Source organism: Rhodococcus sp. UFZ-B548, from assembly GCF_903819475.1.
In the GTDB taxonomy this organism is placed as follows: Bacteria; Actinomycetota; Actinomycetes; order Mycobacteriales; family Mycobacteriaceae; genus Rhodococcus_F; species Rhodococcus_F erythropolis.
Map to the genome: position 1 here is coordinate 147,766 of NZ_CAIJDS010000005.1, position 25,207 is coordinate 172,972.

The 25,207-nt window shown below is 60.6% G+C and carries 23 protein-coding genes; 9 read left to right on the forward strand and 14 right to left on the reverse strand.

Translation table 11 applies throughout. The annotated features are described in order from the left end of the window. The first annotated feature begins 97 nt into the window (after window positions 1–97). On the forward strand, window positions 98–952 hold the full coding sequence (locus H7C86_RS07930; protein WP_182261355.1) for a hypothetical protein: 855 nt from the start codon (window positions 98–100) through the stop codon (window positions 950–952). A gap of 76 nt (window positions 953–1,028) precedes the next feature. Here H7C86_RS07930 and H7C86_RS07935 read toward each other — a convergent pair whose 3' ends face one another. The 4 genes from H7C86_RS07935 to H7C86_RS07950 are packed head-to-tail and all read right to left on the reverse strand — an operon-like array spanning window position 1,029 to window position 2,702. After that, window positions 1,029–1,469, reverse strand: a complete 441-nt coding sequence (locus tag H7C86_RS07935; protein WP_021331850.1) for a MaoC/PaaZ C-terminal domain-containing protein — start codon at window positions 1,467–1,469, stop codon at window positions 1,029–1,031. Beyond that, window positions 1,466–1,915, reverse strand: coding sequence for a MaoC family dehydratase N-terminal domain-containing protein (locus H7C86_RS07940; protein WP_019745537.1), 450 nt, complete (start codon window positions 1,913–1,915; stop codon window positions 1,466–1,468). Before H7C86_RS07940 ends, H7C86_RS07935 begins: the two co-directional genes overlap by 4 nt. A 9-nt stretch (window positions 1,916–1,924) precedes the next feature. Beyond that, on the reverse strand, window positions 1,925–2,431 hold the full coding sequence (locus H7C86_RS07945; protein ID WP_259349060.1) for a TetR family transcriptional regulator C-terminal domain-containing protein: 507 nt from the start codon (window positions 2,429–2,431) through the stop codon (window positions 1,925–1,927). After that, a complete protein-coding gene (locus H7C86_RS07950) occupies window positions 2,316–2,702 on the reverse strand; it encodes a DUF4259 domain-containing protein (protein WP_259349061.1) in 387 nt (128 codons plus the stop codon). The genes H7C86_RS07945 and H7C86_RS07950 overlap by 116 nt, the downstream gene beginning before the upstream one ends. Before the next feature lie 1,332 nt (window positions 2,703–4,034). On the opposite strand from H7C86_RS07950, the gene H7C86_RS07955 reads away from it, so the two are divergent. Beyond that, the gene (locus H7C86_RS07955; RefSeq protein WP_021345701.1) at window positions 4,035–4,172 is read left to right on the forward strand and encodes a hypothetical protein; all 138 of its coding nucleotides are present in this window, start codon (window positions 4,035–4,037) and stop codon (window positions 4,170–4,172) included. A 302-nt stretch (window positions 4,173–4,474) separates the two neighbouring features. Further along, window positions 4,475–6,430: an AarF/ABC1/UbiB kinase family protein gene (locus tag H7C86_RS07960; protein ID WP_259349062.1), complete on the forward strand. Its 1,956-nt coding sequence runs from the start codon at window positions 4,475–4,477 to the stop codon at window positions 6,428–6,430. A gap of 14 nt (window positions 6,431–6,444) precedes the next feature. Here H7C86_RS07960 and H7C86_RS07965 read toward each other — a convergent pair whose 3' ends face one another. The 4 genes from H7C86_RS07965 to H7C86_RS07980 all read right to left on the reverse strand — a co-directional run bounded on the left by H7C86_RS07965 (window position 6,445) and on the right by H7C86_RS07980 (window position 9,529). Beyond that, the gene (locus H7C86_RS07965) at window positions 6,445–7,176 is read right to left on the reverse strand and encodes a hypothetical protein (protein ID WP_182261357.1); all 732 of its coding nucleotides are present in this window, start codon (window positions 7,174–7,176) and stop codon (window positions 6,445–6,447) included. 38 nt (window positions 7,177–7,214) lie between these two features. Further along, on the reverse strand, window positions 7,215–7,499 hold the full coding sequence (locus H7C86_RS07970) for a hypothetical protein (RefSeq protein ID WP_003939785.1): 285 nt from the start codon (window positions 7,497–7,499) through the stop codon (window positions 7,215–7,217). A gap of 127 nt (window positions 7,500–7,626) precedes the next feature. Then, window positions 7,627–9,234, reverse strand: coding sequence for an AMP-binding protein (locus tag H7C86_RS07975; protein WP_182261358.1), 1,608 nt, complete (start codon window positions 9,232–9,234; stop codon window positions 7,627–7,629). Between the two features lie 103 nt (window positions 9,235–9,337). Then, entirely contained in the window at window positions 9,338–9,529 is a 192-nt protein-coding gene (locus H7C86_RS07980) for a hypothetical protein (RefSeq protein ID WP_021331840.1), read from the reverse strand. Window positions 9,530–9,554: 25 nt separating this feature from the next. On the opposite strand from H7C86_RS07980, the gene H7C86_RS07985 reads away from it, so the two are divergent. Continuing rightward, window positions 9,555–10,070 (forward strand): CGNR zinc finger domain-containing protein, encoded by a 516-nt coding sequence (locus H7C86_RS07985; protein WP_003940315.1) that lies wholly within the window; start codon window positions 9,555–9,557, stop codon window positions 10,068–10,070. A gap of 10 nt (window positions 10,071–10,080) precedes the next feature. Here H7C86_RS07985 and H7C86_RS07990 read toward each other — a convergent pair whose 3' ends face one another. The 3 genes from H7C86_RS07990 to H7C86_RS08000 form a co-directional block, all read right to left on the reverse strand. Then, complete coding sequence (locus tag H7C86_RS07990; protein ID WP_003940176.1) at window positions 10,081–10,713, reverse strand: hypothetical protein; 633 nt, start codon at window positions 10,711–10,713, stop codon at window positions 10,081–10,083. An 87-nt stretch (window positions 10,714–10,800) separates the two neighbouring features. Beyond that, a complete protein-coding gene (locus tag H7C86_RS07995; protein WP_259349063.1) occupies window positions 10,801–11,337 on the reverse strand; it encodes a hypothetical protein in 537 nt (178 codons plus the stop codon). 150 nt (window positions 11,338–11,487) lie between these two features. After that, the gene (locus H7C86_RS08000; RefSeq protein WP_003940457.1) at window positions 11,488–12,651 is read right to left on the reverse strand and encodes an LLM class flavin-dependent oxidoreductase; all 1,164 of its coding nucleotides are present in this window, start codon (window positions 12,649–12,651) and stop codon (window positions 11,488–11,490) included. A 157-nt stretch (window positions 12,652–12,808) separates the two neighbouring features. Between H7C86_RS08000 and H7C86_RS08005 the strand changes: the two genes are divergently transcribed. The 3 genes from H7C86_RS08005 (at window position 12,809) to H7C86_RS08015 (ending at window position 16,599) form a co-directional block, all read left to right on the forward strand. Continuing rightward, the gene (locus H7C86_RS08005; RefSeq protein WP_182261359.1) at window positions 12,809–14,140 is read left to right on the forward strand and encodes an MFS transporter; all 1,332 of its coding nucleotides are present in this window, start codon (window positions 12,809–12,811) and stop codon (window positions 14,138–14,140) included. A 141-nt stretch (window positions 14,141–14,281) separates the two neighbouring features. Beyond that, a complete protein-coding gene (locus tag H7C86_RS08010; RefSeq protein WP_020909325.1) occupies window positions 14,282–14,947 on the forward strand; it encodes a TetR/AcrR family transcriptional regulator in 666 nt (221 codons plus the stop codon). Then, a complete protein-coding gene (locus H7C86_RS08015; RefSeq protein ID WP_019745556.1) occupies window positions 14,944–16,599 on the forward strand; it encodes an FAD-binding dehydrogenase in 1,656 nt (551 codons plus the stop codon). Before H7C86_RS08010 ends, H7C86_RS08015 begins: the two co-directional genes overlap by 4 nt. 193 nt (window positions 16,600–16,792) lie before the next feature. Here the strand turns inward: H7C86_RS08015 and H7C86_RS08020 are convergent, their stop codons facing one another. After that, entirely contained in the window at window positions 16,793–19,159 is a 2,367-nt protein-coding gene (locus tag H7C86_RS08020) for an arylsulfatase (protein WP_070795597.1), read from the reverse strand. 117 nt (window positions 19,160–19,276) lie between these two features. On the opposite strand from H7C86_RS08020, the gene H7C86_RS08025 reads away from it, so the two are divergent. Together H7C86_RS08025 and H7C86_RS08030 are read left to right on the forward strand one after the other, a co-directional pair. Next, entirely contained in the window at window positions 19,277–20,488 is a 1,212-nt protein-coding gene (locus H7C86_RS08025; protein WP_019745558.1) for a DUF2254 family protein, read from the forward strand. A gap of 94 nt (window positions 20,489–20,582) precedes the next feature. Further along, a complete protein-coding gene (locus H7C86_RS08030) occupies window positions 20,583–22,415 on the forward strand; it encodes an APC family permease (RefSeq protein ID WP_182261378.1) in 1,833 nt (610 codons plus the stop codon). 465 nt (window positions 22,416–22,880) lie between these two features. Here H7C86_RS08030 and H7C86_RS08035 read toward each other — a convergent pair whose 3' ends face one another. Then, window positions 22,881–23,429 (reverse strand): hypothetical protein, encoded by a 549-nt coding sequence (locus tag H7C86_RS08035; RefSeq protein WP_182261360.1) that lies wholly within the window; start codon window positions 23,427–23,429, stop codon window positions 22,881–22,883. Between the two features lie 928 nt (window positions 23,430–24,357). Continuing rightward, on the reverse strand, window positions 24,358–24,996 hold the full coding sequence (locus H7C86_RS08040; protein ID WP_182261361.1) for a hypothetical protein: 639 nt from the start codon (window positions 24,994–24,996) through the stop codon (window positions 24,358–24,360). Between the last annotated feature and the right edge of the window lie 211 nt (window positions 24,997–25,207).

A 25,207-nucleotide genomic window follows, 5' to 3' on the forward strand; every position in this document is an offset into this window, starting at 1 on the left:
ACCTGGATCCACTCAATTTGGATGCGAGGACTTCGGCGTTAGCGGAGGACTAGGCCTGTTCCCGCTCGGCGTACATCGGGAACGATACGGTGTGCTCATGCTCTGGCGTTGGTTCGCAGTCGTGATCGTCATCCTCGCTGTTGCCGGCATTTGGCACGTGACCATCCCCGATCGACCAGTTGCCGTAATAGTCGACGCCGAGACGCTGGGGTGCGCGACCCCGTATCCGATCGGCCCGCTCCAGACGACATCAACGGCGACGGTTCCAGACGATTTCGTACCCGTCGCCGCAGTCACGTGCGACCCGTTTGTCAGCGACAACGTGGCAGCCGACCGAACCGTCAGCTTCTCTGCTCATCGCTGGGAGGGCGATTTCAGTCGGGCGGTGGAAATGCTGAACCGCTCGTCCGCGCACAAGACTTGGTTCCCCGAAGGCTGCGGTGACAACTACAGCCTGGCTGTCCTGGACCAATTCTGGTTGGTCGACGATCGAGGCCGAGCAACTCGGCCGGGGTATCCCTCCGATTCGTGTGGACTACCAAAACCCGGTGGCCTGGCCGCCATCAAGGAACTGACACCGGTCGGCAGTACCGAACACCGAATAGCGTTGTCCGACGACCAGATCTACGAACTGTCGCATTGCCGGCCGGCCTACCGGCCAGCCACAACAGGTACCACGGCGCTGACGTCGCTGTCGGCGGGCAGCGTTTTCTGCCGATTCTCCGCCACCGAATTCGTAGGCACATCGTCTACGACGGAAACCTTCGACGGACTTTCACCCGCTCCCAACTGTGACGCGGTGGCCACCGAGGTGGCGTCGACGATCTACGTGGACCGTCCTACGAACGAGGAACGATTACTCACCGTCGAACTCGACGGCTGTCGGCGCGTCATCGCCGACGGATACGCACCGATGCAAGCGTCGGACGAGCTGTTGGTGTCTTTCCGGTAGTGCTGCGCCACAATGCAGTTGATCTCCCGCCCGGATGCGTAGGTCCCGATGTGACCAGTGACAGCCCGCAATCCTGTCAGGCGCCCGGGAACTGAAGGTGCGCCTGGGTCTTTCCCAGAACCGTCTGGCCCTTATGCATGACGGTGACATCGATACGCACAGTCCGCGTTGTGGAGTCGATCCGCGCGATCTTCGCAGCGATGGAGAGATCAGCACCATCGACGGCATCGACTACGACGGGCCGAGTAAAGCGAGTTTCATACGAGATCACACCGCTCGGGTCACCAACCCAGTCGACGATGGCCTGCAAAGCAATTCCGGCAGTGAGCATTCCGTGCGCCAGAACTCCCGGTAGCCCAGCCGCAGTAGCGATTGCGTCGTTGAAATGGATCGGGTTCATGTCGCCGGAGGCACCGGCGTAGCGAACTAGGTCATCACGAGTGAGGACCAGATCAACCTTCGCGACGATGTCACCAAGGACGAGGTTTTCGAAAACCGGCACGACGGGTACGGTCATGCGCCTTCTCCTCGCGCCAGCAGGGTCGAGGTGACCGTTGCGACCAAAGCGTCGGTCACGTCGTGGATCTCGGAAACTGTCGACAGGATCGCACTGCCTGCTCGCACTGTCACCCCTGTAATCGTCAGTGTCGTAGACAGGTCATCGCCGGCGACTATCGGACGCTGATGCTCGATCTTCTCGGAAGTATGGACCACACGAGTCGGATCGAGCCCAGTATCCGGCGTGCGCAGCAGTGCCATGATCGCTCGCTGCTGGACAACGGTTGTGAATGTTGTCGGCGCGATGACATCGACGAACCCGGCCTCCCTGGCGACACCGACATCATGGTGCAAGGGATTGCTCGAACGCACCGCCAGAGCGAACTCGCGAATCTTTTCGCGCCCGACAAGGTACGAAGACGAGGGAAACACCCGGCCGGCGAGCGCTGGGTTCACAGGAGACATCCCGGAATACTAACGGCGGCCGACTTCGGGTTCATTCGTGGCCTGAGGTCTCGTCGGCCCGAGAATGCGATCGAGGAGACGCTCAACCAACTGGGCCGCCAATTCTGCTGTGGCGTAGCCGGGAAGCATCCCCTGGGCGAGCCCGGCGACAGCCGCCAGAATGAGCTCGGCGTCGAGGTCGGGATCCATTGACGGCGCAACCGCGTCCCGATTGGTCACTCGTTGAAGCTGGCCGGAAATGAGCGCTGTCAACTCTCTTGGGGCAGTAAGGGTTTCCTCGGCGGCGATTCCTTGTCCGGTCAGTGCGGCAGCGTGGAAGGCACCGAGAACAATCGCTTCCTCCCGACGTTGTCGATCGAGTGGGAGCATGCCAACAAGGAACGCTGCGGCCGCGCGAGGTTTATTCCTGTTCGCGCTCGGCTGCGAGGGCGACCGCCTGTTCGAAGGTATGGACGAGCACTGCACGTCGAGCGACCTTGTGATCCTCGTCCGGTTCGAGTTCGTCAATGTAGCCATCCCACACGCGCAGATATCGATCGCGCCAGTCGATCAGCACTTGCGTCGATGGAAAGGTCACACCGACTCGTTTCGTCTGGGCAATATCGGTGAGGATCTCGAGCCACGCCGGCACCATCTCCCCGCCCCATTCATCCGGCTCCAGACTCGAATCGTCTTCGAACTCGGCAGTGATGTCGTCCACGATTCGACCGGTCAGGGCCCCCAACCCATCCGCGACGGTGTCACTGTCAAAGTTTCCCGGACCCCAGACTCCCACAAGCCCTCCCATATCGATTGCGGATAAATTCAGGTCGACAGTCGCGTTCCCGTCGCAGCAGGCCGTGAGCGTGCTCGCAGTCGCAGGTCGGCAATTGCAAATTGGAGAATCTGCCGCCCGCTCAGTCAGAGCTTGCGGTCATTGGCGCCCGCCCAAATCGGACTGTCGACTATCTTCCGAAACTTCGGCGACCCGCCGATTGCTGAGATTTTGAGCATCAACCAGTTCCAGATTCTCACAGCCACCTCCACGTCGTGTTTCACCGTCAACACTAACCGACCGGCAGGACTCTTTTGGCTACCGGTACACCACTATGCGTCGACCAGTTAGACCAAGCGTGAACTCGAACTGGCGCAACAGATCGCCGGGAACTGAAGGAGCGCTTGAGTCTTTCCCAGAACAGTCTGGCCCTTTGTGCGTGACGGCGATTGGTTCTGGGCGCATCGATCCTGCCGGAAGCACTGCGATGTTGTCGGCACATGGAATTGCGCTCGGTGGAGATCGAGGATCCGTATCCACGAGTGTCGCAAGCAATTCCTGAAGATTCGTAGGGGAAATAGCTGCGCATCGCCACCACCAACAGCGATTCCGTCGATTGTGTAACAACCACACGAAGAACAGCCATCGATCTCCGAAAGGAAGACTGATCCGGCGAAACCGCAAGGTAGTGTCACATCTGCCCAGCAAAACTCGCCACGATCTCGAGAAGACGGTCGGCTTTGCCAAGTGCCACCGCTGACGTTACGACGTTGCTGGGCAAGTGTTTACGGAAAAGGGCTTCGCACACGGGGTACCGATCGCTGATGGGACTGATCACCCCTTCTCCGAAAGGTATTGGTAACGAATCGAACCCGGAGCACAGAGGTGCAACGATTGGGCGAGTTGATTCAACGCCCCCGGTGTGCGATCTATCTATTTGCGCCAATCATCCTCGACAAAGGCTTAATTCGCCGAACGGGGCCGGGTACCGCAATAGCTGGTCGAGTATTCGATCACGCGTCTTACACTAAGGAAGGACCGAGAACATGACTGAAGTAATTTCGTGGATTGTCCAGAATCCGATTGGTGCGGTCGTCGCGTTTGTTGCCGACATCGTAATATTGACGATGTCGTCTGTCGCGGGATACTCGTAACCAATCCGCCCGTCCTTCACGGTATTCCTAAGTCGAGGAACTACATTCGAAACGCAGAAGGCCGTAACCGCAGCGTACCGTCGGCGCTCGTCACTGACCTTTCGTGGCCTCATATGCCCAACTGCGCTGGGTCCGTACTGATGTCCCTCGTGTCGAGTGTCATACCACCAGTTTCAATCAATCACGCCATCACTACTCAGGAGGAATCACAATGGGTTCGATCAACGCATTCAACGAATGGGTCAACCAAGCTACGTATGCGGGCGACCCGTTTGCCACCGCCATAGCGATCGTCCAGTTCTTCGCGGTGAGTCTCGTCAACCTGTTCACCGGCGGCCCCATTCTTTAAAGGAGTCCACTCGGTCCCACTTCTGCTCGGCGTCCATCGCAGCCTGTTCTTCGGCTGTACAGCTCCGCGCGAAGGGGGCCGGGACCTCGCTGACGAGCATGATGCGTAGTTCGGCCTCGCGGATGGTCAGTGAACGCAGTTTTGGACGGTCGATCAGGACGAGTCGCCATCGGAGCGAATGAACACCGAAGTGCCCAAACATGTTCGACGCTTGGGCACTGTCGGGCTTGTTACCCGTCAGTCGGGGTGGGCTCGGGGTTTTCCTGGATGTATCGCAGATTGCGAACCCGTACGCTATCGCAATGGACTTGATGGTCTGGATCGTCACGACGCCATTTCTTGCGGCAGCACTGGCAGGCGTGATGCGACGAACGCTGGGGACGAGAGTCGGATGGCCGCGAACCCTCGCGGTCGCGGTGATAGCGCTCTCGGTGGGTGTCCCCCTGTCTGGCTACGCCGCGACATTCGCAGGAATTGCCAGCCAGGACGATCAACTTCTGGTGAGCGTGGGAGTAGCGCTCACGTTCTTCGGAGTTGTCGCACTCTGGGTATTCGCGGCGTGCCTGGCAGTACTGGTCTTCCTCGAAGTTGTCCTTCCAACGGGGTCCATACCCGGCCCGCCAGAAGCATTGCGGCGCAGCCGAAAATCGTGGCGCCGAACGAAGCGGTACGTCCAGATCATGGGCATCGTCGTGCGAGCGGGAGGCGGGCCCGCTCTCCGTGCTGGGCCGTCAGCGCCTCAGTTCGGGGACGCACTGGTGGAAGTAATCAACCGGTGCGGTGTCACTTTCGTCAAGTTGGGACAGATCCTCGGCACGCGAGACGACCTCATACCACCCGAGTTGGCTCACACCCTCTCTTCTCTGCAAAGTTCGGCACGCCCGGCTGATCCCGACCGTATCGCGGAGCTACTGGCATCGGAACTCGGCGACGCGCCAGAGTCGGTGTTCGCGTCGTTCGATGTGGAGCCGTTCGCCGCCGCCTCTGTCGCACAGGTACATTCCGCGCGCACCGTTGAAGGCGTCGACGTTGTGGTGAAGGTTCAACGTCCCGAGGCGAGCGCACAAGTGAGCGTGGATTGCGATATCTTCCTTCGCGTTTCGGCGCTCGCGGAGACCCGTTTTCCCTGGGCACGCGATATCGGAGTTCATCGACTCGCCGGGGGCCTCGTCACGTCACTACTCGAGGAACTCGACTACCGCACCGAATCAGCGAATACCGGCGCGATTTCTTCCACCATGTCGAACCGCCCGGATATCGTCGTTCCGCACATCTACCCCAACCTCAGTAGTGGACGGGTGCTCGTGATGGAACGGCTTCACGGCACACCGCTCTCCGACGGTGAGGCCGCGCTCACCGGCCTCGACCGCGACACCCGCAGCAGCATCGCCAACGAACTTCTTGCGTCGTTGCTCGACGGGATCTTTGTCCACGGGGTGTTTCACGCGGACCTGCACCCCGGCAACATCATGATCCTCGATGACGGCCGGGTCGGGCTCCTCGACTTCGGCGCAGTAGGGGTTCTGGACGGCGAGACACGGATCTTGTTCGCAGTGCTCCTCAACGCTGCCCTCGCAGGTGATCCGGTGGCGACAGTCGACGCCATGCTGATGGCATTCGACGTACCGCCCGAAGTGGATCGCGGAGCACTACGTCACCAGGTGGGCCGAGAGATCACCCTGCTCAGTGTCCAACCCAATGTTTCCATGGCATCGTTCGCGAGAATGTTCACCGTGCTTCGAGAACACCGAATCGGAGTGCCGGGAGACGTCGCCGCCGCTTTCCGTTCGCTCGCGTCTTTGGAGCGCGCCCTCCGGCTCCTGGATCCGCAGATCGACCTCGTCGCTGCTGTTCGGGCCGAAGTACCCCGACTGTTGACCCAGGTCGCCAGCCCGACTGCAGCCGCGCAGGCAATCCTGTCGACGACGGCGGTCACAACCGCGGTGGTCAGGCGCCTGCCTGGTCAGCTCGACCAGATCGCGACCTCGATCGCATCGGGAAGCTTCACACTTCGCACACGCTCGGTCGCACACCCCGACGACAGGCGATGGCTACGACGGTCGGCGAACAACGCCCTGGGTATGGCGGCGGGAGTGACCGCGCTGATTGTCGCGGCGATCCTGCTGTTCGTGCCTGGCGGACCACAACTCACACCTCAGCTGTCGGGCTATGCACTCGTGAGTGCGGTACTGGGCTTCGTCGGCGTCGTTCTGTGCATGCGGACCGTGTTCCGTTTGTTCACACTCGACAACCGGTAACCAGTAACTGATGTTCATCGCTTGATCTCGATGTCGTCGAAGTCGAGCGCCAGGAGCGTCGGCCGCGAGAGAACGCGGCCGCCTGGGCCCCTCGGGAGCACCCGTCGTCGAGTGGGAAAGGTGAGACCGTCGAACTCGCGATGCTGGTCGCAGTAGAGAGCAGCTTTCGCCCAGCTGCCTACCGGTTCGGCGACGAAGTCGTGACGGCGGATGAGGCCACCGTTGTCGACATAGAAGGTCTGCTGCCGGCAATGGGTATCGATCGCCGGCGCGAATGTTGCCTGAAGTCGTCGCCATTGCTGCCCGGATTCCTGCCAAGGTTCGGCTTCGGTGACAGTGATGTCGTCGCGGGCGAGCAGCAGCGGTGCCGTCAGATAGTTCCAAAAGGCGTAGCCGGCGAAGTAAGCGGTGTCGAGTGCGTCCCAGTGGAGGTTGCGCCGGACTCCACTCAACCCGAAAAACGCTGAACGTGGGTTGGTTCGACTCCCGAGTTCTTCGCCGTCACGAGTTTCGATCCGCACGACGCCCTTGTCGAACACAGCGCACTCGCCGACACGCGGAAAGTCTTGGAGGACAGTGCGTTGCTCGGCGGCTTCAACCTCGACTGTGAACTTCGCCAACTTGTTGCCTGGGAAGCGCTGAGGCAGCAGACCGCCCAAACGTCCCCGTGCCGTGATCGCTGAAACGGACTGCCAATGTTCGACTCCGCCATGTGCGGTGAGGACTTCATCGAGTAGTTCGTTCATATGTCGACGCTCTCCGTCCCCTGACGGAACTGTGGAAATCAGCGATCAGACGGACGCGTAGTTGTAGTTGCGTTCCTGCCGCGGTACCACTGCCACCCCGCGGTGATGATGACAGCGCCGGCAAGGGACCCGAGGATGCCGCTCGGGCGCAACGATAATCCGTCGCCTGCAATCAAACTCACAAGCAATCCGCCGACCAGCGAACCACCAATTCCCGCGATGAACGCGAAGGTCCAGTCCACTCGTGCGGTCGTTTTCCCCAGAATCAGCTGGGCTCCCGCTCCGATGACGATCCCGAACAGGAGTATTCCGATGATGAGCATGAGACAAGGCCCTTTCGTGGAGTGACGACGCAAGGCGCGAACGACTTACTCTGCACCATCTTTCCGGTATGTCTCTTATGTCGTGGTGAAATCCGTGTGAAAGATCGTCGTCGCCCACTCCACGCCGCTAGGACGACGCCAGTGTCGTCGCCCAGCGGTAGTCCGCCTTACCGGCCGGGGTTCGCTTGACTTCATCGACAAGCACGATCGTGCGCGGCACCTTGTATCCGGCCAACGTCTTGCGGCAATGTTCCTGTACCGCTTCGAGAGTCAGCTCGTCGGATCCGGGGTAGGTCGCTATCACCGCTGCGACCTGCTGCCCCATGCGCGCATCGGGGGCTGGGACAACGAGCGCGTCGGAGATCGCCGGATGTGTGTGAAGGGCAGCCTCGACCTCTTCGGCGAAGACCTTCTCGCCACCGGTGTTGATGCACTGCGAGCCACGGCCGAGGAAGACAATGGTGCCGTCTGCTTCCACCTTGCCCATGTCGCCGAGCACCGAAAGGCGGGTGCCGTCGGCGCGGGTCGGGAATGTGCGGGCGGTCTTCTCTTCGTCCTTGTAGTACCCGAGCGGGACGTTTCCGATACGAGCGATGTAGCCCACGTCGTCAGAGCCCGCTGGAATCTCTTCGAGGCGCTCGTCGACCAGAATCATGTTCGGCGAGGGCGGCATTCGCAGATTGCCCGCCTCGTCGATGGAGAAGGCGCCGTCGTTACCGGACTCGGAGGCTCCGAAGTTGTCCCGCAGCAGCAGGTCCGGCTTCACCGCCAGCATGCGATCCCGAACACTGGTGGACCAGATCGCGCCACCCGAGGTGATCGAGAACAGGGTGCTGAAATCGACCTCGTCTTTGCGTCGTTCCATCTCGTCGACCAACGGCAGTCCCATGCCGTCGCCGACGATCAAGATCACCTGTACCGAATCCTTCTCGATCGCTTCGACGACCTTCTCCGCGTCGAACTCGCGTCGTAGAACAACTCGCGCACCGAGGGTGAGGAAGGTGAACAGCGAGTACAACGCGGCGCCATGCATCAGCGGGGCAGCAATGAGGAACGAGAGTTCCGGAAATTCCTTTGCAGCACTGGCAATCTCGGCGAGATCCTGTCGCGCTCCCTCACCGTACGGATTGCCGCCGGAGAGCGGCTTACGGAAGAAGTCGTCATGACGCCACATGACGCCCTTCGGGTATCCGGTGGTCCCGCCGGTGTAGAGGAGGTACACGTCGTCGCCAGAACGAGCGTCGAACTCCCCCACTGGCGACTGTTCACGAGCGTCGTCGAACGAAACCACGGAAACTTCATGCGCTTTTGCTGCTGCGACCAGTTCGGCGTCGATCTCGCCGATCACGATCACCGTCTTCACCTTCGGGCATGCACCGAAGAGGGAAGCAAGGACACGCTGATGCTCGGGGAGTTCCACGACCACTGCGACCGAGTCGGAGTTGGTGAAGATGTACTCGAGCTCGGCGGGTGTGTACCGGTAGTTCACGTTGATCGGGACCGCACGGATCTTGATCAACCCGAGGATCGACGTGACATGTTCGACGCTGTTCTTCAGGAACAGGGCTACATGATCGCCGCTCGAGATGCCAGCTTGCGCGAACAGGTTGGCCGTTCGGTTAGCCTCCGCATCCAACTGAGAGTAGGAGAAGTTCTCTCCCTCGTAAGTCAATGCAACGCGATCAGGGACTGAGCCGGCAACGGTCTCGAATATGTCAGCAAGATTGAACTGCATTGTCTTTCCTTTCAGAGTCCGCGCCGCGACATCGAGGCAGATAACCCTGAATCTAGAACACGTTCCATGTCGCCGGAGGTAAAACGGAACGATTAGCTGATCATTACCTGGACCTGACCTTTATCGGTGCGGCGACGGCCGAGGCTGCCCCACCCGACATCCACTCGGCGAGCAAGGTCTGCCACGACCCGCAATGGCAGCGCAGGTAGGTGACCGTCCCCTCGCTGGTTCGGTGCCGGGATTCGACCTCCCAGCGATGGATGCAACCGATCGGCGTGATCTCTGTTTTCTTCATGCAACGAGCATGATGTAATGGCGTTGTGCATCTCAACCCTTACGGCGAATATGCGGTGACGCTGGCCGCCGACCTGGCCAATCGAAACCCCGAGACCCTGGCCGAACTCGTCGAACGCTGCGTCGATGCAGGCATCATTCTCGATTTCCCCATCGCCGAGAAGGACCTCGACGAGACCCTCGACCTTCTGATCGAGTGGTCGAAAATCGTCGACGTCACGGAGGAGGCAGCCCGCGCCGAACTGGTGAACGTCATGCTCGAGCAAGCGTCGGCGTATCCGCGCATGACCAACCACGCGAACGACGGCTGGCATCTGCACTACCGCGATCCCCAACAGTCGCTCGCCGAGGTCCTCAAGGCACTCTTCTCGGTAGGCACGGCGCTACACCTCGTCGGCCGCGGCATGCACCGATTAGGTCGATGCACCCTGGACGAGTGCACCAACATCTACGCGGACACCTCCCGCAACGGCAATCAGCGGTACTGCTCCCCCACGTGCGCGAATCGCGACGCGGTGCGGCGTCATCGTGCACGCAAGTGAGCTGCACCTACTACGACGTGGGACCCACTACCTCGAAATCCGAGCCACCTTGGTACTCGAATTGAAAGCTACCGCCGCTACTTCCCGAGCTGATCCGATTCCACGCGTCGATCAAGTCCTGAACCGTGTTGTATCCCAGATCCTCCAAAGATCCTGAGAGACTTCCGGTTCCCGCGCCCTCGAACCAGCCGCCGACCACAACTGCCTGCGGAATCGCGATAGTCGGGTTGGTCGGATCGAGCAGTCGAACGCACGCTCCCGCAACGGCGTAAACCCCGGCCGGCAGATTACCGACGGTCCGCGTGATCGTCTGCCCAGGCGAAACGGCAAACAGATCGAGGATGTTACTGACGGTCGGGTACACCAACACGCCAGGCTGGAGCAGCTTTGCCGGATCACGAATCACGTCGGGGACATCCCTGGCATTGAGGATCGCCACCGTGCAGTTGATGAAGCTGAACCGCGGGTTCGGGTTGGTGATGGTGAAGGTGATCGCATTGTCCGCTGCGCTCACCGATACCGGAGGCGGAAGAATCGCTGGTGCTGCCGACGCCGTCGCCGGAGTCATGACAACCAGTCCCACGACGGCGGCGGACGCCGCGACAATGCTTCCGAGAGCGCGTTTGAATCCACGACTTCGCATTTCCGAACCTCCAGGCAAGTCGGTCAGATCACCAGATGCATGAAGAATAGACCGCTCAGTCGGAGAATTGGGGAGACAGGCAGCGAGCTACCCGAAAAGCCCTTCGAGGCTGCCGCTACCGAACAGGTCGCTCAGGCTTCCGGTATTGATGCCGCTGAACGGTCCACCGATGACAACGAGGCTCGGCACGCCAGGAACGGGCTTACCCAACGTCTCGAGATCGAGAAGATCGGAGCAGGCACCGAGCACGGCGTAGGTTCCGTCCGGAACATCGGTCACGGTATCGGTGACCGTCTGCCCCTTGCCCACGTCGAACAGCGAGGCCGGATCGGTGATCTTGGGGTACACCACAAGGTTCGGATCAAGCAGTTTCAGCGGATCATCAAGCACAGCAGCAGAATCCGCGGCGTTGACGACAAACGCCTGGCACAACGGGGCAATTCCCGTGTTGTTGTTCGTGATCGTCAGCGCCAGATCGTTTCCGGTCACCTTGTACGAGACGACCGGCGGGACCACCTCGGCCGACGCAGTCGCAGGATTGACCATCGCGACGCCTGCCGCGGTTGCAGCGGCGACTGCCACGGTTCCCACTAAGCGACGTACTCCACTCGTGCCCAGCTTCATCGAGGATCCTTTCGTACTGCGCCTTGAGTTCGGCAACAGTGCGCAGCCTAGATCGGATCTAGCGCCCGAAATGGCCCAATTGCCCCGCCGGGAGGGCATGCCCGAAAGATCGGGACAAACGTCCCCTTCTCGAAGAGCTAGCTTTTCGACTCAGTTCCCACTGGAGACGAAGGGCGTTCGCACCGGTCCGCCGACAGAACCGTGCGGTGCTACCAATCCACGCTTTTCGAGGATCGGACGCACACCCTCACCGAACTGATACGCCTCTTCGAGATGCGGATAGCCCGACAATACGAAGTGATCCAGTCCGATCGCCGCGTACTCGGCAATCCGATCAGCCACTTCTTGGTGCGAACCGACCAATGCGGTACCTGCTCCCCCTCGCACCAATCCGACGCCGGTCCACAGGTTCGGCGCAATCTCCAGCGACCTCGCTCCGACGCCCTCCTTGTAAGCCGAACCACCGCCGTGCAATTCGAGCATCCGACGCTGACCTTCGGAGCCGGATCGCGCAAGACTCGCCTGAGCCTGCTCGACGGTCGCCGGATCGAGCGCACTGAGCAGCCGATCCGCTTCTGCCCATGCCTGTTCCGAGGTGTCCCGGCTGATGACGTGCAAACGGATTCCGTAGTCGAGGTGACGACCTTGGACTTCCGCGAGGTCGCGGATCCAGGCGATCTTGGCGGCAACAGCGGACGGCGTCTCACCCCAGGTGAGGTAGGTATCCGCGTAGCGCGATGCGACGGTGCCGGCCGCCGGCGAGGATCCGCCGAAGAAGATGGGCGGTACCGGATCCGGAATACGCTGCAGCGTAGCTTTTTCCACGTTGACGTACTCGCCGGAGAAATCAACCGGACCGTTACCGGACCACAACTGGCGGATCACGTCGAGGAACTCGCCGCATCGTGCGTACCGTTGGTTCTTGTCGAGGAAGTCACCGAACGTGCGCTGCTCGTGGTCCTCCCCGCCGGTCACGACGTTGAGCAGCAGACGACCGCCCGACTGCCATTGGAAGGTTGCGGCCATCTGAGCGGCAAGCGTGGGGCTGAGCAATCCCGGGCGCAGAGCAACCAGAAACTTGAGTGTCTCGGTGGTCTCGAGCATCATCGCCGTCGTCAGCCATGCGTCTTCGCACCACGCGCCGGTGGGCGTGAGGACGGCTTCGAAGCCGTTCGTCTCGGCGGCCGCGCCGATCTGATTGAGGTATTTCAGCGTCGCCGGACGATCACCGGACATCGAGCTGCCGTGCCCACCCGCCATCAGATTCCGGGAATCACCGTAAGTAGGCAAGAACCAGTGGAAGCGCAGTGACACGGTGATTCCTTTCGTCGACGTACAGGCAGAACTCTTCTGTCATTACAACCACAGTCCACCTCGAAGAACAGGGTTGAAATCACCCTGATCGCTAGGGGTGCCCACTTTCGGCGCCGGCGATACCTTCGTGAATTTGCACCGCGACCCGGGGGCTCCGATGACCACGTTTGCCGAAGTCGAGCACAATTCACCGTTCTCGAACGAGACCGACGACGAGCGGCGATCCAGATTGAGAACCGTCGTCGCCGCGAGCCTGCTCGGCACGACGGTCGAGTGGTACGACTTCTTCCTCTACGCAACGGCAGCGAGTCTGGTCTTCAACCAACTGTTCTTCCCGAACCAGAGTTCGTTCGTCGGGACCATGCTCTCTTTTGCGACCTTCGCAGTCGGCTTTCTCGTTCGCCCCATCGGTGGAGTGGTGTTCGGTCACATCGGCGATCGCATCGGGCGCAAGAAGACGCTTGCTCTCACGATGTTCATCATGGGTATCGCGACGGCGCTGATGGGCGTTCTTCCGACCACCGCTCAGATCGGAGTCGTTGCACCGATTCTGCTTCTGCTGCTTCGTATCCTGCAGGGATTCGCTCTCGGTGGCGAGTGGGCCGGAGCTGTTCTCTTGGCAGTCGAACACAGTCCGGAGAAGAAGCGTGGACTGTTCGGCAGCATCCCGCAGATCGGATTGGCTCTCGGGTTGGCATTGGGCACAGGAATGTTCGCGCTGCTTCAAACAGTCTTCGACGACGACCAGTTTCTCCGTTTCGGCTGGCGCATCGCCTTCGTCCTGAGCCTGGTGCTCGTGATCGTGGGGTTGGTGGTCCGCTTGAAGGTGGACGAGACGCCCGCCTTTCAGGCCGTTCGCGACCTCGAACAGCGCTCGTCCGCCCCGCTCAGGGAAGTCTTTCAAGGAAAAGCCGCGCGAAACACCGTACTGGGCATGTTGTCTCGCTGGGGCGAGGGCGCCGCGTTCAACACCTGGGGCGTCTTTGCAATCACGTATGCAACCAAGACTCTGCATTTCGAAAAGGTTCCCGTACTTCTTGTGGTCACCGTGGCCGCAATAGTGATGGCGATCTTGCTGCCGTTTTCCGGTTTACTCACTGATCGGTTCGGCCCGCAACGGGTCTACATCGTGGGCATCGCCGCGTACGGCCTCGCGATCTTCCCCGCCTTCGCACTGTTCGGTACCGAGAATCTCCTGCTCTTCGGAGTCGCGATGGTCGTGGTCTTCGGAGTGATTCATGCCTTGTTCTACGGCGCCCAGGGAACGCTGTATGCGAGCCTCTACCCCACAGAAATCCGGTACACCGGGTTGTCGGTCGTCTACCAGTTCTCTGGTATCTACGCCTCCGGCGTCACACCTCTGATTCTGACGGCACTGATCGGCGCCAGTGGCGGTTCACCGTGGCTGGCATGTGGATATCTCGTGGCCACCTCGGCGATCAGCGTCGTCGCCACTGCGGCGATCAGGAAGCGTGATCTGCACTTGTAGCTGTCGTCATACAAATATCTTCCTATCTTGCATATTTGCTAGATATAGATAGAAACACCTGCCAAGAAGATCTAATCGAGATACGTCTTCGCATCGGATACATCGGTGTATCGTTTGGGTTCCACCCCGACGGAGGCGCCGATGACGACTGGAACGGACAACTCGCCGGCCAAGCGTGTCACCAAACGCCGTGGTCAAACCAGGCAGCGCCTGCTCGACGCGGCTGCGGACGCCTTCTCTGAATCGGGGTTCGGGCACGCCACGGTCGAGCAGATCTGCGAACGCGGCGGTTACTCCCGAGGCGCGTTCTACTCCAACTTCGATTCACTCGACGAACTGTTCTTCGCGATGTGGGAGCAACGATCTGCAGCTATGCTCGCCGATCTGCGGTTGGCGACGGAGTCGATCACCGCCGGCAACACCGTCGACATCCATGCCGCTGTCGCCCGGATCGTGGCGGTGGTTCCGGTCGACCCGCAGTGGTACCGGATCAACGCGGAATTCACAGCCCACGCGCTCCGCAACCCGGCACTTCGCAAAGCCCTTGCCGACCGTGAAGACGCGATCCTTCGCACCCTGTTGCCCATTGTGGAGTCCGCACTCAGCGACGTCGGGCGAACAATCGTCGGCGACCCGACTGCGTTGGGACGGGCATTGGTCGCAGTGCACGACGGCACCAGCGTGCAGTGTCTCGTCGACACCGACACCAACGCCGCCTTCGCACTGCGCCGCGATATCTTCACTCGAATCCTGCTGTCCTACAGCGAAATAATCCAGAACAACCAATCGAAAGAGGAGCTGTCGTGAGCGAACAAGCTGACGTCATCGTTGTCGGGGCAGGGCTGGCGGGACTGGTCGCCACCTACGAACTGACACGCGCCGGCCGCAAAGTCCTTGTCGTGGAACAGGAGAACGCAGCCAACCTCGGCGCGCAGGCATTCTGGTCGCTCGGCGGACTCTTCCTCGTGAACAGCCCCGAGCAACGCCGACTCGGCATCAAGGACTCTCTCGAGTTGGCAATGCAGGACTGGATGGGCACTGCCGGATTCGACCGTGAGCGCGAAGATCACTGGCCTCGCCAGTGGGCCAAGGCGTACGTCGAGTTCGCGGCCGGCGACAAGCGTCAGTACCTGCACGACCTGGGGCTTCGCCTGATGCCGAATGTCGGTTGGGCCGAACGCGGCCGCGGAATGGCTCTTGGACACGGCAATTCGGTACCGCGATTCCACCTCACCTGGGGAACCGGCCCCGGCGTGGTCGATGTCTTCCTGACCAAGGTGATCGCCGCCCAGAAGCGCGGACTGGTCACGTTCAAGCACCGCCACCAAGTCGATCAACTCGTCGTCACCGATGGTGCGGTCACCGGTGTACGCGGAACCGTCCTCGAACCTTCCAGTGATCTACGCGGCGTGAAGAGTTCGCGCACCCCCATCGGCGAATTCGAGTTCGCCGCACAGGCAGTCGTGGTCACCTCCGGTGGAATCGGCGGCAACTACGAACTGGTGAAGAAGAACTGGCCCGAGCGACTCGGCAAGGCACCGAAGCACATGCTGACGGGAGTACCTGCACACGTCGACGGACGGATGCTCGAAATCACCGAATCCGCGGGCGGAAACATCGTGAACCGCGACCGCATGTGGCACTACACCGAAGGCATCCAGAACTGGAATCCCATCTGGCCCAACCACGGAATCCGAATCATCCCCGGACCGTCCTCGATGTGGTTCGACGCCACCGGCAAGCGTCTGCCCGTCCCCAACTTCCCCGGCTTCGACACGATGGGAACTTTCAAGTACATCCTCGACAGCGGCCACGAGTACACGTGGTTCATCCTCGACCAGAAGATCATCGAGAAGGAGTTCGCACTCTCGGGATCGGAACAGAACCCGGACTTCACCAACCGCGACTTCAAGCTCCTCCTCGAACGAATCAAGAAGGGCGCGCCGGGACCGGTCGAGGCATTCAAGCAGAAGGGCGCAGACTTCGTGGTGCGCAACAACCTTCGTGATCTGGTCGACGGCATGAACGCCCTCACCGACGAACCGCTCCTCGACTACGAGGACATCGAGCGCGAGATGATCGCCCGCGACCGCGAAGTCGACAACAAGTACAGCAAGGACTTCCAGGTCACCGCTATCCACGGTGCTCGTAATCTGTTGGCAGACAAGATCGTGCGCGTCGTTGCACCGCACAAGATCCTGGACCCCAAGAACGGCCCACTGATCGCGGTCCGGTTGCACCTGCTCACCCGCAAGACCCTCGGCGGCTTGGAAACCAACCTGGATTCACAGGTCATCAAGGCCGACGGCAGTGTCTTCGACGGCCTGTACGCAGCCGGTGAGGTCGCGGGCTTCGGCGGCGGCGGAGTCCACGGTTACAGCGCGCTCGAAGGGACCTTCCTCGGTGGCTGCATCTTCTCCGGCCGCGCAGCCGGACGAGCACTGGCGCGCGACCTGTAGCCCCGAAATCAGGCGAGCGAATGCGTGACCAGTATGTGGTGGGCGCGCATTCGCCGTGCCTCATGCACGGATTGATGGTGGTGATGGTGCGTCGGCCCGCGCGCGTGGCGGACCAGATCGTGAACAGTACGGATGACGGTCGGCATTGCGACCCTCCCTCAGGAGATTGTGACTGCTGCTCTTGTCAGTGGAATCACTGTCTGGACAACGCCACTCGCGCCACCTCCTCCGGGTCGATCAGGTGGGTATGGTCATCGTCGCCGACGTCGATCTGCACTACCTCGATACGGCCGTTGAATGTGGTTGCGCCACTGTAGTCGACACTGACAGGCATGCCGTAATCGTCACCGATGTCGGTGGTCTCGTCCGCGGAGAAGACCATCGGTTGGGTCTGCTCGACGCGACCCGAGCCCACTTCGCGACCGTCATGATAGATCGTGACAGCGCCGCCCCTCGCGAGACCACCGCCGTCGTAGGCGAACTCAACTCTGATCTGATGTGATCCTGCCGGAATGTCAACGTCGGACCCGACGACGAACTCGGTCATGCCGAGCAGGTTGTAGACGAATTTGGCGCGACCTTCCCGCGCGTAAAGTGCCCAGCCGCCGAACCTGCCTCCCTGCGCGATCATCACACCGTTGGCGGTAATGCCATCCGCGATGTCGACTGCTGCTGTGACACTGAACGATCGGTTCTTGATACTCAGCACGCTGTGCTCGCTCAGCCGTTTCATTCCGGGAAACAGAACCTGTCGGTTCCCGGACACCAACTGCGGACGCCCCGCGATGTGAGGGTTGAACCGCTCGAATCTTCGGTCGTCGATCGGAAGCACGTTGTACTTGACTGCTTCGATCAACCACAAGCGTTGCAGTGCAGCAAGTTTCTCCGGCAACTCGGCCGCCAAATCCTTGGACTGCGTCCAATCCTGCGACCCGTCGTAGAGCTCCCACACGTCGTCGTCGAGAGCGGGGAGTGCCTCCGCGAACAGCCACGGAGTGCTGTGTCTGGTGACCGCACTCCAACCCTTGTAATAGATACCGCGATTGCCGGCCATCTCGAAGTACTGCAGATCGTGACGTTCGGCGGCTTCGGCGTCGTCGAAGGTGTAGACCATGCTGGTCCCCTCGATCGGTGATTGTTGGACGCCGTTGACGAAGGTCGGTTCCGGCAGTTTCGCGACCTCGAGGATCGTCGGTGCGACGTCGATGACGTGGGTGAATTGCGACCGCGTCTCACCCTTGGTCCGAATCCCCGCCGGCCAGTGCACGATCGTTCCGTTGCGAGTGCCACCCCAATGCGAGGCAACCTGTTTCGTCCACTGGTACGGCGTGCACATTGCCCATGCCCACCCCACGGAGTAGTGGTTGTACGCGTCCTTGGTACCGAACTTGTCTTTCACTTCCGCCATGAACTCGGGTGTTTCGATGGCGGCGAGTCCGTTGAAGTTGGCCATCTCGTTGAAGGCTCCGTTGATCGTCCCCTCTGCGGACGCTCCGTTGTCGCCGATGATGTAATACACGAGGGTGTTGTCGAGAGCTCCGAGTTCCTCGATCGCATCGACAAGCCGGCCGACATGGAAATCGGTGTGTTCGAGAAACCCTGCATAGACTTCCATTTGGCGTTCGAGGACAGGCTTCATCTCCTCACTCATGTCCTCCCACGCCGGAATGGCCTCGGGGCGCGGGGTGAGGACCGCATCCGCGGGGACGACTCCCCGCTGCTTCTGCTGCTCGAGAATCGATTCGCGTTGCGCGTCCCAACCTCCTGCGAACCGGCCCTCGTACTTGTCTGCCCACTCCTTCGGAACATGGTGCGGTGCATGTGTGGCGCCGGGTGCAAAGTAGACGAAGAACGGCTTGTCCGGAGCCAATGACTTCTGCATCCGAACCCAGTCGATGGCGTGATCGGCCAGGTCCTCGGTGAGGTGATAACCCTCCTCCGGTGTCTTGTCCGCCTCCACGGGCGCGACACCCTCGTACAGCGCCGGGTAGTACTGGTTGTTCTCCCCGCCGATGAATCCGTAGAAGTGCTCGAATCCGCCTTCTCCCGTCGGCCACGATGTGAACGGCCCCACCGGGGATGTCTGCCACGGCGGTACCTCGTGGCACTTGCCGAACTGCGCCGTCGAGTATCCGTTCAGTTTCAACGTCATCGGCAGTGCGGCTTTGGTATTCGGACGCAGACCGGAAAGTCCAGGAGCCGAGGTCGCGGTTTCGGTGACCGAGCCCATACCGACCGAATGGTGGTTGCGCCCACTCAGCAGTGCGGCGCGGGTCGGTGCGCACAGCGCAGTCGTGTGAAACCGCGTGTACGTGAGCCCATTACTTTGCAATCGCTCAGCAGTCGGTGTGTCCGCTGGTCCGCCGAAGGCACTGCTCGCGCCATATCCCACGTCGTCCAACAGGACCACCAGAACATTGGGTGCCCCGGCCGGCGGCAGTAGCGGAGTGATCGGCGGAAACTCCGTGTCCGGATCCTTCGCGTCGTACGTCACCAGACCAAGATGTTGTCGATCCGGAATCGGTAGTACAGCGCGGCTCTGGCCTGTCGGATCCGTCATGACGTCTCGCCTTCTGTCTCTCACATGGCTCTTTCAAGCGTTTCAGGATCACGACGGCGTCGACATCATCCGTTTCGGGTGAAGGCGCACCATTGCCGCAGCGTGGAGGCTTGAAGGGTGGATCAGCCCGGACGTTTCGCTCCCACCCCGATCGGGCATGCCTTCCTCGTCCCCCGGCGCCGTGTGCGTGCCGGCCTGACCCAGATCCTGTGCGTCGTCGTAGGACTGGCTGCCGGACTGGCGATGCCATATTTACGTAGCGGCCCAATGATTCCCGCCCGTCAGGTCAGCGAGATGCTCGTTGCACTCGGGCTGGGGTTACTGGGTGTAGTCGCAGTGATCTTCTCGCTACTGTTCCTTGTCGTCCAGTGGGCCGCGACCACCTTCACTCCTCGCTTGTTGTTGTTCCGCGACGACCCCATCGTGTGGCGGACGTTTGCCTTCGCGATAGGCCAGTCGGTTTTCGACATCACGGCAGCGCTCGCCATCAGCAACGAAACGGATGTGTCCGTGGTTGTGCCAAGTCTCGCAGTGCTGGCACTCTTGGCGACGCTGACGCTGATCAGGCTGCTCCAGCTGCGCGCATTCTCGGCCATCCAGTTGGCTCCTGTACTGACCTCGATCTCGAGTCGTGGCCGAGCAGTCTTCGCCGCCGTGTACCCCACCACCGATCGGGAGTTGCCTCCTCTACCAACACTTCCGGTGATCACGACTATCGAGTGGCATCGACCGCCGGCCGTTCTGCAACAGATCCTCGTCGAAGATCTCCTGCAGAGCACTCGGAACTGCCGATCCATGGTGGTCCTCCGAGTGTCGCCGGGTAGCACGCTGCGAGACGGATTGCCGCTCGCCGACGTCTACGGCGGACCCATGCCCGCCAACACGATCCTTGACGCCTTGGTCAGTGGGAGTGAGCGGACCTTCACCCAGGACCCCCTACTCGCGATTCGGTTGTTGGCTGACATCGCGCTCAGAGCGCTCTCACCCGCTATCAACGATCCTGCGACGGCCGTGCAGGCTCTGGACGAGATCGAAGACCTCCTCTCTCTGGTGGCCTCCGTGCGCGCAGATTCGATCCGGGTCGTCGACGAGCGTGGTGATCTGCGTGTGGTGATTCCGCTACCCGACTTCACGACCTTCGTCAGAACCGGACTGGACGACGTCATAGCCTCGGCATCGAACTCACCACTCGTTCTGGGCCGACTTCGCGACCTACTTTCGCACGTCGCCGCCCAATCGGAGTCTCGGAACCGCGATATTCTCGCCATGCGCGCCCGCTGGATTGATCAGCTGTCACAAGGCTTCCCGCGACTCGAACCGCCGTTGTGAACCCGTACAGATTTGTTGGTGATCGCGTCAAGGCATCGTCAAGATCGGTCTCAGCTCAACGGGAAGTATCGATACTGACTCGGTGAGACATGCAGTGATACTCGGACACCGTGGAGTCATATCGTCGACCACCCGCGCCGGCGGCGAACCTGAGAAGCAAAAGCTCTCCGTCGCAACCGGACTGGCTGGTCTGTCGCTCGACGCGATGGCCTCGGTGTCGTACGGTCCAGAGGCCATCGTGTTGGTGTTGGCCCTCGCCGGCGGCGCGGGGATCGGCTTCACCGTGCCGGTGACGATCGCCATCGCCGTGCTGCTTGTGGTTCTGGTGGCGTCGTATCGCCAGGTGATCGCCGCATTTCCCGAAGGCGGTGGCGCATACGCCGTCGCAAAGAAGCATCTGAGTCCTCGCGCAAGCCTGACTGCCGCCGCATCGTTGATCGTCGACTACACCCTCAACGTCGCGGTGTCGATCGCAGCCGGTGTCGCGGCTCTGACCTCCGCCTTCCCTGCGCTTCTTCCCTATACGGTCTGGATCGCACTGGCGATACTCGGCGGCATCACGGCACTGAATCTGCGGGGCATCGCAGATTCCGCGCGGGTATTCATGTTGCCCACCGTGGTTTTTGTCGTCAGCATCTTCACGGTGATCGGTGCCGGACTGCTTCGGGAAAACCCTGCCGCCGCAACGGCTCCCTTTGTCGTCGACAACGCACACACGATCGGCATTCTCCTTCTGCTCAAAGCCTTTTCGAGTGGTTGCGCCGCATTGACCGGAGTCGAAGCCATCGCCAACGCGGTACCCAGCTTCAAGAAGCCTCGCGTGCGTAGCGCTCAGCGTGCCGAAGTAGCTCTGGGAATCCTGTTGGGCACCATGCTGATCGGCCTTGCCGTGTTGATCGAGAAGTTCTCACTGGCCCCGGTCCCTGGAACAACGGTCCTGTCGCAACTCACTTCCGCTGCCCTCGGAAATGGTGTGGGCTACTACGTCGTCCAATTCTCCACCGTGATTCTGTTGGCGTTGGCCGCGAACACCTCGTACGGCGGACTTCCCAACCTGATGCGGATCCTCGCCGACGACAACGTGCTCCCGCACCGCTTCAGCCGGAAGTCGACGCGCGACGTCTTCACGTACGGCGTTTTGTCGCTCGGTGGCGTCGGTGCTCTCCTGCTCATCGGATCGGGCGGAAACATGAACACCTTGGTGCCGCTGTTCGCCATCGGTGTGTTCATCGGATTTACGCTCGCGCAGTTCGGCATGGTGCGCCACTGGCTCGCCGAACGGACACCGGGCTGGAAGTGGCGATTGGCGCTCAACGGTTTCGGGGCTGCGTTGACTTCGATCGCAGCAGTGGTGACTACCGCCATGAAGTTCACCGAGGGCGCCTGGTTGATCGCTCTCGCGCTCCCTGCGCTCGTCCTCGGCATGGAACGCATCCGCGGTGCGTACACACATATCGGTACGCGGTTAACCGTTCAGGGTGAGAACGATTCTCTGTCTATCGGATACAAACCAGCGGTCCTAGTACCCGTGTCCGAAATTACGTCGCTCTCCACCCGCGCGATGGCCGCGGCAACGGCAATGTCTTCGCAGCCCATCGCAATTCGAGTCTGCCTGGCCCACGAATCGACGACGGACTTCACCCGCCGATGGCAAGCCCGACACCCGAATTCGCGTTTGATCGTCATCGAGGACACCGAGAATTCCGTGGGGAACAGCCTCGCTCGATACATCCGCACACACTTCCCCCACCGGGAAACCTTTGTTGTCGTCGCCACCATCGACCCGGCGACCAGATGGCACCGATTCCTCCCGAGCCAACGGACCGACGAGATCGCTCATGCACTGCGCAAACACACCGAGGCCGTGGTGTGCCAAATTCCGGTCCGGATCGATCCGGCTCACCGCGATCCCGCCCTACGCGCGTGACCCGTCACTCAGAGCGAAGTACCGAACAACATGCCGAGCGGATACGTCGCGCCGGCAGCGCCGTAGCCGATCGCAAGTTGGCGTAGGGCCCGCTTGAACGTAGGATCCTGACCCTCAAAGCTTCGCCACCAAATTTGGAGTCGATTGAATTGCAACACATTCAGTTGGCCGATAACTCATATTATGTCATTCTGTTGATGTTATCCGTTGTGCTGCAACAAAATACGTTCACAGTGAAACGCATCTTCGTCTGGAGTTCGCTACCAGAGTGAAAGCGGACGTCCTGCGGCCTCGGCCGCAGCGATGCGCTCTTCGATTCGACTTCCAAGTTCTGTTCGATCCCGGTACGGATAGCGGCGGCGATGGCGCGAGTACGTCCTGCGGACTGCATTGCACCACGTGGTCGGTGCGTTGCGCTTCGCTGCGAGGGTCCGAGGCAAGTTGATCGGGACCGACTGGCTCTGATCAGTTGGGAAGGTTTTCCCACGATGCGCGAACCGCCCCAACGTCGGCATCAGTGCTGAATGTATTGACCTGAAAGTCCTTGCATCGGACCTTGCCGATCGTCTGTTTGCCGAAGAAGTTGTATACAGACATCGAAAACACGGTGTCGGCGAATGGTGTCGGTTTCAATTGACGGGCAAGTTCGGTGGCAAAGTCCTTGAGGGCTTTGTCCTTCATTCCGGGTGCGCAGAGATAGAAGATGGCCGCGACCATTCCTGGCTTGTCGGAGTCTGTGACGGTTTGGGTCGAAATGAGCTTGATGAGTGGATCCGAGGGCAAAGTTGCGAACGCTGCGGTCATTGCAGGGTCACCTTCGCCCGTGTGGTTGCTGCATTGGGTCATGTCTGGTGCAGCTGGCGTAGTCGGCGCCATCGTCGTACTGGTCGTTTTCGAGGTCGTTACTGCCGCCGACGCGGTGACCGTCTCGACGACGTCCGGTGTGGAACTGCTGCAGGCGACCAGCCCGAGTACAGTGACGGCTAATGCCGCGCCGGTGATGGTGCGTTTCATGTGTGGCCCTTTCAGGGTGATTCGTGGCGAGCGCGCCGTAGTTCGTCGTCTATGTATGTACACGGTCGATAGAAACTCAGTACGTCGCCGCTGATCAATGACACTTCACGAGTGAAGGCATCGCACCCTCAACTCCAGGGGCTGACGCACCCGGTTTGTATGAATGATGATCGTTCTCATAGTGTTTCGAAGTCAAGGCTGAGAAAGGAAGAGCTGGAGCATGTTCGACAAATACCAGGCACGATCAAACACGTTTGAACTGCTTCATTCACCGAGGAATGCATGAACGCGACGGTCGTAACTCTGGTACTGGGCCTTGCAGTGCCAGTGCTGACAGCGGCTGGTGGATACGTCTCGACAAGGCTCGGTAATCGAGACGAGCGGGCTTCGATTCTTGCAGACATCGAATTGCTTATGGCTATGCCGGAGGATTTCCGTAACAGAGAAGCGCTGCGGCGCAGCATTGAGGCCCGGGTACTCGCTCACGCACTTCCATATCCGGGGATGCGAGGAATCACCCGACTATTGATCGGGGTTTCCATCGGGGTTTTCGGTGCATTAGCGGTGCTTTCATTCTCCTTCGGAGACGATCACAGGCTGGCTGGGGCTAACATGTTTCTCCTCGCTGCGACCATCTGCTGGTTTCTAGTGTGCTGGATAGCATTGGACGGGATCCATCGACGGACTACAGCCATTCATCCAGATTGGGGGACTGTGGCGTGGTGGAGAGCACCTCCCCAGCGAAGTTCTCCCCAATGAAGTTCAAGAGATAGTGGCAAATCTTTTTGCTTCGCAAACCGGTCCATCCGAGCCTGCATGAACAGACGATTTTCGACCTGTGGTGGCGAAGCACTCCAAGTAACGGCGTCGGCCACTGGGAGCAGAACGGTCCGGTGGCCGTTATTTCAAGCCGTCATTTGGAGGCCGCCTATGCTGCCTCGGCCAGGATCGTCTTCTGAGCCACGAGGTGGCGGCGTAATGGCACAATTCCACCGCCCTCAGAGTCGTCCTCGTCTAGCTCACCGAGATCAATGCCAGAGGCTGCCGCAAGCCGCGGCGTATGTGCGATCACTAGATCGAACAGCGGCAGGAGGCTGTCGAGTGAGATAAGCACTTCGTTGCCCTCTTCCATGAACGCCTTGACTGCGTCCAGGTCAACAATGAGCGCGTCGAGAACGGCTACATCGAGCGCGGCTACGCGGGCCGCATCTACATACGCACGCAGCGACGCCTCGAAATTGGTCACGCACCCCGGCATATCCTCGGCGGCAATCGCCCTAACCGCTGCTCGCTTCTTTTTGACGTAGGTGCCCGCGAACACGCCACCCACGAGAACGACACCAGTTCCGGCGAGGACGAGTGCAGACTTCCCCTTAGACGCGCTGGTCAGTCGTGCAACCAGGGCTTTCGAGGTGGCCTCCGGTGCGGGGAGATCAACTTCTTTTAGGAACGAGTGAATGCGCTCGTTTGCGACCCAGCGGACGACGCTCCCGTTGCATTTTAGAGTCCCATCGAGCAGGAGCGCCGCAGTCGCAGTCGGGACGTGGAGAACGGGCTGTACATACATTCCATGGCTCCTTGAGGGTCGTGCCGTGAGTTCGCTGAATCCTAGTGCTCATCAGGGACAGCATCGGGCAGATGCAGGATGATTGGTGCTGCCGCAACGACTCCCGCTGGATATCCGCCACGAGGCTGGTCGGACTATCGAGTCCGCCCCACAGCTGGTCGGACCTTTTGTCGGTAGATTCCCCTAAACTGCACGAGCGACGAGAAAAGGT